Origin of the sequence: uncultured Dialister sp. (assembly GCF_900541605.1) — a bacterium.
In the GTDB taxonomy this organism is placed as follows: Bacteria; Bacillota; Negativicutes; order Veillonellales; family Dialisteraceae; genus Dialister.
In genome coordinates, this window is the sequence record NZ_UQKJ01000102.1 from 1 (window position 1) to 7,178 (window position 7,178).

Below are 7,178 nucleotides of genomic sequence, written 5' to 3' on the forward strand. Positions count from 1 at the left end.
CATTAAAGCACCTTCCTCTTGGGGCCCGGCCGACCGATGAACGTATGGATTCACCAGGATAAAGGTGGATTTTCTGAGAGGAATAATAAGGCGGCGCTTCCCAATCTGTGCGCCGCCACCACCATTCCTCATTCGTCATCCCTAATTCCTAATTTTCCCGCGCCGCCACCTTCATTCCTGATTTTACAGGACTCTTCCAACAGAGTCCTCTCCATATCCTTCCTGTCAAAGCACAGGACTCCTTCTTTCGCTGCCAGGTCTTTCATGGGCTCCGTAAACCCGGAAAAGGAGAACAGGCAGTACCACAGGTGGGTATCCGGTGGAACGATGAATTTTGACTGAAGTTTTCTATATACATCGGTTCCGGTTTTTTCATTACGATACTTGCATTCACCGAGGAGGATCCTGGATTGGTCGGCGGAGCACGCCAGAATATCAATTTCTTCAGATGTACTCCATTTGCGTCCATTCTCCCGATGATTGACCTTATCCCACCAGCGCCCGACTCTTACGAAATGAAAGGGCAGTCGATTCTCCCGGTTCATGTCACGAATCCATTCGGTACAGATTTTTTCAAAAGCGTGGGAAGCAAATTCATGGAGTTTGGGTTCTACCATGTACCGGTACACCCCTTCTGCATCATTGGTTTCCAATTCTGATACGTTGGGATAAACAAAGGTATACCAGAATTGGAAATAGGGATCCGTCAGATGATACAGGCCCCGCTGGCTTTTGGCCCTTTCTGCGGTAGAGGTAAGGATGGAGAATTCTCTTTCCACAATGCCCAGTTCTATCAGATTTTTCAGATACACACTGATTTTGCTTTTGTCCAGTCCTGTCTTGTCATGAATAAGTGACAGCGTGGTGTTTCCCAGGGCCACTGCCTCAATGATGGCATTGTATATATTCGTTTCCCGAAGTTCCTGGCGAAGGAGAAAATCGACTTCGCTGTACAGGATACTGCCTTTTTCCAGAATCCGGTGAATGATATTATGTTTCAGATCTTCCTTTCCATCGAACCGGGAAAGATAGTAGGGAATCCCCCCAAGAATGGAAAAAGCAGAAATGCGGTCTTCCAGGGACCAGTCCGGGAAGAATTGCTGGGCATCCCGAAAGGGCATGGGGTCCATCCGGTAGATTCCGGTAGCCCGCCCATAGAGAGGATTTTTTTCAGCCAGCAGTTCTTTTTCCATAAAACTCATGGAACTGCCACAAAGGATAATCATCACATTTTCTTTCGCCAGTTCATGATCCCATACATTCTGCAGGATTGATGGAATAGCAGGATTTCCCTTACACATGTAGGGAAATTCATCAATGACAAGAATCTTTTTCCCTTTTTCAGGTAAATCCCGAATGGACAGGATGGCTTCATCCCAGTTCCGAAACCGGCTGGTATAACGGGAGGCCGGCATTCCAGTGGATAATAATTTAGTGGAAAATCGAGTGAGCTGCTCCGAATCCGGAGTCTCTGTGCAGGCATAAAAAACAGCGGGCTTCCCTTTGATGAACTGCGTCAGCGTTTCTGTCTTCCCGATCCGCCGCCGTCCATAAAGTACAATCAGCTCCGCAGAAGAAGAAAGATACCGGCTTTCAAGAAACTGTAATTCATTTTTTCTTCCTATAAACATGGGCTCACCTTCTAATCGTAATTATACTAATCGTGATTTGTAACTATTATATCACAATTACCGACGAAGGTAGATTGGCTGATATGTGGCTGTCGGCCGTTTGAACGGATAACGCCTTGAACATTGAGTTGGATAGGCCCTTCGGGCCGGATCCATCACCATCTCTCAGCCCCGTGGGCAGCTCTCTTCTGAGAAGAGAGCCTTCTGCAGTGTCATTGGCACGTTTTAGGTGCAGAGTCTTTAGGATTCCAATAGCGGCGAAGCCGCTGGTGCTCTCGATCTCGACCTCGATCTCGATCTCATCTGACGGAGGTTAGCTGATGGTGGCGCCGCAGGCTGACTCTCTTCCATCTATCGTCTATCTTCTATTGTCTTTGCGGCGGAGCCGCTGTCGTGATTCATAAGGCGGCGCTTCCGATAGAACCAATATCCTCCGGAGTTGTAAGACCGTCATAGTCATTTATCTGGGAGATTTCTCGACTCATCGTAGCTGTAGCGATTTTAAGGACAGAGCCACATTGCATGCTGCCACCGCTCGAAATGACGGGGGGGACGGGCAGAGTCAGATGGATATGTATAGGTAAGCGCCGCAGGCTATTGAGCTTTCCTGATAGCTAGCAGCTAGAAGCCCCCGCCCGTTTGTACGACGCTTAGCCACCCGACACCCGGCCCGAAGGGCCTAACCACCTGGCCACCAGATCTAGACACTGGCTACTGATTCGCCGCAGGCGAATCAGTTCAAGGTCCCATCCGTTCGTACGAGCTCATTCACAAAAGCGCCACAGTCTCAGTAAAGATAATGCGGAAAAGCCACCCGACGGTTACTGAGTGCAGACGACTCATTGGACCGTAACGGGTGGCTCTGAAACCGCGAAATATTTGTCAAGGATTACATACCCGGCAAGGTACATATCCTTGTTCTACTGCCTCTTCTCTTGAACCGAACTCCACTCTATTTCCCGCACCTATTTTTTTAGCCCACCTGCAGCTTTTTACATGAAATTTCATGGTTCGAGAATTTCCCACATAGTCTGAAGTAATTGGAACAGAAGCAGTATTTCTTCCGATGGCCGGATTATGGTCAGAAGAATTCTTAATCCCATTTATACTGCTCTGTACAACAGTCTGATACATATAGTTGTTTGCTTTAGTTGTACCTGGCAGCAATTCACTCTGTTTCTTTGCTATGGGCAAAGTTTGCTGATATAAAAACTCCATCAAATTGGAATCCTGCGTATTTTCCCAAGTCGGAGTTTTAAAAGTATTGAACTCAGTGATTTCTCCATTTCTTGTGCAATGAATTTCAGCCAAATAGGCGAATTTCTGGGGATTGTCTTTGAAAGCGACATAAAATAAAGTGTCAACAAATTTCTTCTTGGGATCCTGGGCTCCTATCCATACCAAAACAGTATCTCTATTATCGCTGCGATCCTTAGCTAAATCAACCAGATCAGCATTATAAAACAACTGTATCCCATCGTCTGAAGTGCCATAAAATACCCAATCTTTTGCATAGCAGGAAAAAGTCAGGGAAAACAATATTGTCAGACAGAATGCCAGTTTTTTCCACATAGTCCAAAATCCTTTCTTTGTCCAAAGGCAACCGGTAAAATAACTTCTTATTCATAGCATACAATACAGGTAATTAAAATTTCAACGACTATTACCTATCAGCCCAGGAAGCTGCCTTTATAACCGGAGGAAGCGATAGAAGTCGAATGACTACCGTCCATTCCATTTTGCTGTTACTAAAGAATTGGGCCATAGTCCGGTACTATGCTTGTACCTGTGGGAATGAAAGAAAAATCAATAAAAGCGCACTGCTTGCCGGAAACGTGTGCTCATGCGGAATACCTTTTGGATGGAGGAACGAAGGACCTTGGTAAGACTAATACATTCGAAGGTACTGATATATCCAACATTACTTCTGAAAAGCCAGCACGCAGAAATAGTTCCGGAGTACGTGAGGATACGTATCTCTATCCAATTATTGAATCCTTAAAAGTATCAAAAAGGCCCGGGGAGTGATTACTTCGCAGGGTTTTTCCTATCTAATTTTAGTAACGCTTTTGGGATTCTTGCTAATAATGCATAACAGTTTTAATGATCAGCTGATAGGGTATAATAAAATATATCATTCGTTATGAGGACAATAGTTGTCCTATGGTACTGTATAATTCTGATAGTAGGGCAGGTTCCGATAAGCTATATTTATTAAAGCTCATAATTAAACAGCGTTTATTTATAAAGGAGAGAGGCCTTTGAAAAAAATTCTGCTTGCGCTTGGAATGGCTACGCTGCTTACTATGCCTGGGCCCTTGCAAAACTGATAGCAATGAGTATTTACTCACTGCCAGCCCGTGAATATTAATATTGGCATTGCTGAATCCGGGCGGATTGTTTAGGGGCCCTGGTATTCCGCTTATTTCGTACCATAAATAGTATCCGATTTTAGCAGGTCTATGACGGCACAGAAAACTTGTTTTAACCTTACTGAGGGAGGAGTTTATTATGATTAAGAAGGCTCTTGCGGTAACTATTGCTTTAATGTTATCTACTGGGGTGGCTTATGCAGCACCATCCGGACAAACCGTAGAGATGGCAATTGGTTCTGGAGATATAGATACGGTTCAGGCTTTATTGGATTCAGGTCTGGATCCGAATGGTGCATCAGGCGGCATCTCTTATTTTGACGATGCTGTGGCTTCCGGAAACAAAGATATGGTTGCTCTTTTTCTGAAGCATGGCGCTAATATCAATAGAATGATGAATGGTACAACACCTATTTGGAGCGCTCTGTTCGGAGGGAATGTGGAAATGGTAAAATTCCTGCTTGATAATGGTGCGGATCCTACAATAAAAATGTCTGGCCTTATATCTATGAAGGACTTTGCAAAGCAACTTGGAAATAAGGAACTTGTCTCTGTTCTGAACGAAGCAGAACAGAAAGGAAAGACCGCTGAAGCGGAAGAAACTAAGAAAGTTCCCTTAAAATCGCCGAGGACAGATCTTCACACATCTTTGTCCATTTTAAGTGATAAGGACATACTGGAAATTAAATCAACTGCAAAGAATTTAATTGAAGAAAAAACATTCGAGAAACGGGTCGGCTATTACCTTGGTACCAAAAATTATGCATGGCTTACTGTAAATCATGCGCCACAGAGGGTCCAATTAATTACGCCATATTCTTTAATGCGATATGCTTATTTTGTAACTGAGCGGAGTTTCATGGAACCAAGGCAGTATACCATTGATGCGATTAAAGCACATAATGATGTGGTCTGGGTTTGGATCTGGTCTAATGCAGACAGTGATTTTATTATTGGCAACTATAATGCAGCTCCGGGAATTACAAATGTTGTGATAAAAACTAAAGATGGAAAAATTATCCAGCCCCTTGACGGCAGCACTAATACGCCGACAGATATCTTGAATGCTGCAGGCGTAACCTATGGGTCCCTCTGGGCTTTTCCCATAGAACTTTTCAGTCAGGAAAATATGCCGTTTGAAATCATTTTAGTAGATTCAGAAATGAACCGGAAGCCTTTGGAAGTTACGGCGGACATGCTGAAAAAATTGAAATAGACTGTTTTATGAAGGGAGTATTTTTTTGCATAACTTAATAAATGCCGCTAAAGCCCTGGGCATCAAGCTCACCATCTCCGACTTCGACGATCTCCGGAGGGAATACTGCTTTTCCTGGAAGGACCAGCATGTGTACGTGGTCCTGTCCAATGAAAAAAAGCTCCCCGTCCGGCTGAAACTGGAAGCGGAGCACAGGGATGGGGAGTTTAGGGATAAACTGCTGCAACTGATGGATGAAATCGGGTGAGTGGCTGGCTATACGTGCGACCGTATGGCGCCTTGAGCCTTGAGCCTTGAGCTGAATCGCTCCGCGGCTGAGCCGTTTCTTCCTGACTTAACCTCCCCCCTCTAAAGAGGGAGGGTTGGTGGGTGCTTCAGCGGCTTTGCCGCAGTTGGAATCCTAACGACTCTATCCCCAAAACGTGCAATTGACTCAGCACAAGGCTCCCTTTTCCAAAGGCAGAGGTCTTGCATAGGACCTCTGAGCCGGGCCCAAGTTGGCGCTTTTTCTGCACATTGAAGCGCCTTCCTTTCAGGGCCCGGCCGGAATGCTCCCCAACGGGGTGAGGGATTCTAATGGAAAGCGCCGCAGGCGAATCGGCTTTCCTGGTCGCTAACAGCTAGCAGCTAGAAGCCCTCACACGGACGCACATCACTCAGCCACCCGATACCCGGCCCGAAGGGCCTGATCCGCTAAAGGCTCTGCACGTTCGAACGGCGCTCACTCAGCCACTGATTTGCTCACTCGAATCTTCCCACGGTCATTTCCTGTCCTTCCTCCGTGGTACACTATAGGCAGGAAACAAAAAGGAGGACGATAAAAATGGCAGATGAAAAACCTTGGGACCGCTGGGCCCGGGAGACGAAGGGGAGAGTTCAGACTCCCACCGGTTGGAACGGCGTTTCCGGCCTTGCGGACGTACCCTTTGAAAAGAAGAAACTGAACCGTTGGGCCTGGGACGATAATATTGTGAATACCCTATGCCTTGCCACCGGGGAGAACTGGCGCACCGTATTCGGGGATATCTGTACCATCGGTTACCGGTTGGAAGCCATGCCCTTCAACCAGCCCGCTCTTCTGGCGTACATGGAGGAGCACCATTTCCCCCAGGTAGAAAGGGTGTACCATATGGGGGTGCGGGAATTCACACTGCTCCATGGGAAAGGTCGGTACGTGATTCTCCTGGACGGAGACTGCAACACCGGCACCAACATTGAAGACCTCACCTGCGCCGTGGTCCATGGCCATGTGACCGGAAACTTCGATGCCCGGGACTGTCTCGTCAAAAAGGCTTTTGAAATTCCGGAGGACTATACTGCGAGGGGGCCCGCACCGGCGCTGGTGCTGCCTGAGGATCATGGCACTTCGGGCATCCATCTCCGCCATGACCTCCTCCCGGGCTCTGCCATCCTGACCCGCACCGGTCCCGTCACCTCCGCCGTAGATGACTGCGTCATCCAGTCCCTGGCGGTGGTGACAGACCGGTCCTGGCTCTCCATCTACGCCGAAGCCTGCGAGCTGGGATACAAATACCGCTGCATGCCCCATTCCTACCGTATGGTCAGGGAATTCATGAAGAAACACGGCGGCCGGCAGCTTACATTGGAAAAAGGGGCTGCCAATAAAGTGGGCACCTTCGCCCGCACCCATCCGAAAGGCAGGTACATCCTTCCCTGCAAAGGCCACTGCACCGCCGCCATAGACGGTGTAGTCTACGACAGCTGCAGCTCGGAAGTGGTATACCTGTCGCCGATGATGGCATTCCAGGTGGGAGAGTGAGACAGTGAAATGTCAGACGGGACAGCAGCGTATAGAAGTTAGGAGTGAGGAGTGGTGGTGGCGGGAAAAAAATTAGGAATGAGGAATGAGGAATTAGGAATGAAGGTGGCGGCGCGGGAAAATTAGGAATTAGGAATGAGGAATGGTGGTGGCGGCGCACAGATTGGGAAGCGCCGCCT

5 protein-coding genes are annotated in these 7,178 nt (G+C 47.5%); 3 read left to right on the forward strand and 2 right to left on the reverse strand.

Annotation, left to right across the window (positions count from 1 at the left end):
* Window positions 1-128: 128 nt before the first annotated feature.
* The gene (locus QZR21_RS07255) at window positions 129-1,631 is read right to left on the reverse strand and encodes an ATP-binding protein (protein WP_296099546.1); all 1,503 of its coding nucleotides are present in this window, start codon (window positions 1,629-1,631) and stop codon (window positions 129-131) included.
* An 882-nt stretch (window positions 1,632-2,513) separates the two neighbouring features.
* Window positions 2,514-3,203 carry a hypothetical protein gene (locus QZR21_RS07260; protein WP_296099556.1) on the reverse strand — a complete coding sequence of 230 codons (690 nt, stop codon included), beginning with the start codon at window positions 3,201-3,203 and terminating at the stop codon, window positions 2,514-2,516.
* A 939-nt stretch (window positions 3,204-4,142) separates the two neighbouring features.
* Here QZR21_RS07260 and QZR21_RS07265 point away from each other — a divergent pair.
* The 3 genes from QZR21_RS07265 (at window position 4,143) to QZR21_RS07275 (ending at window position 6,999) form a co-directional block, all read left to right on the forward strand.
* Window positions 4,143-5,219 carry an ankyrin repeat domain-containing protein gene (locus QZR21_RS07265; protein ID WP_296974651.1) on the forward strand — a complete coding sequence of 359 codons (1,077 nt, stop codon included), beginning with the start codon at window positions 4,143-4,145 and terminating at the stop codon, window positions 5,217-5,219.
* Window positions 5,220-5,244: 25 nt separating this feature from the next.
* Window positions 5,245-5,466: a hypothetical protein gene (locus tag QZR21_RS07270; RefSeq protein WP_296099561.1), complete on the forward strand. Its 222-nt coding sequence runs from the start codon at window positions 5,245-5,247 to the stop codon at window positions 5,464-5,466.
* A gap of 576 nt (window positions 5,467-6,042) precedes the next feature.
* Complete coding sequence (locus QZR21_RS07275) at window positions 6,043-6,999, forward strand: hypothetical protein (RefSeq protein WP_296099564.1); 957 nt, start codon at window positions 6,043-6,045, stop codon at window positions 6,997-6,999.
* Window positions 7,000-7,178 lie beyond the last annotated feature (179 nt).

What these genes read in the sequence shown, in the direction of transcription:
- QZR21_RS07260 (WP_296099556.1), bottom strand. Translation starts at nt 3,203, where the DNA reads ATGTGGAAAAAACTGGCATTCTGTCTGACAATATTGTTTTCCCTGACT.
- QZR21_RS07265 (WP_296974651.1), top strand. Translation starts at nt 4,143, where the DNA reads ATGATTAAGAAGGCTCTTGCGGTAACTATTGCTTTAATGTTATCTACT.
- QZR21_RS07255 (WP_296099546.1), bottom strand. Translation starts at nt 1,631, where the DNA reads ATGTTTATAGGAAGAAAAAATGAATTACAGTTTCTTGAAAGCCGGTAT.
- QZR21_RS07275 (WP_296099564.1), top strand. Translation starts at nt 6,043, where the DNA reads ATGGCAGATGAAAAACCTTGGGACCGCTGGGCCCGGGAGACGAAGGGG.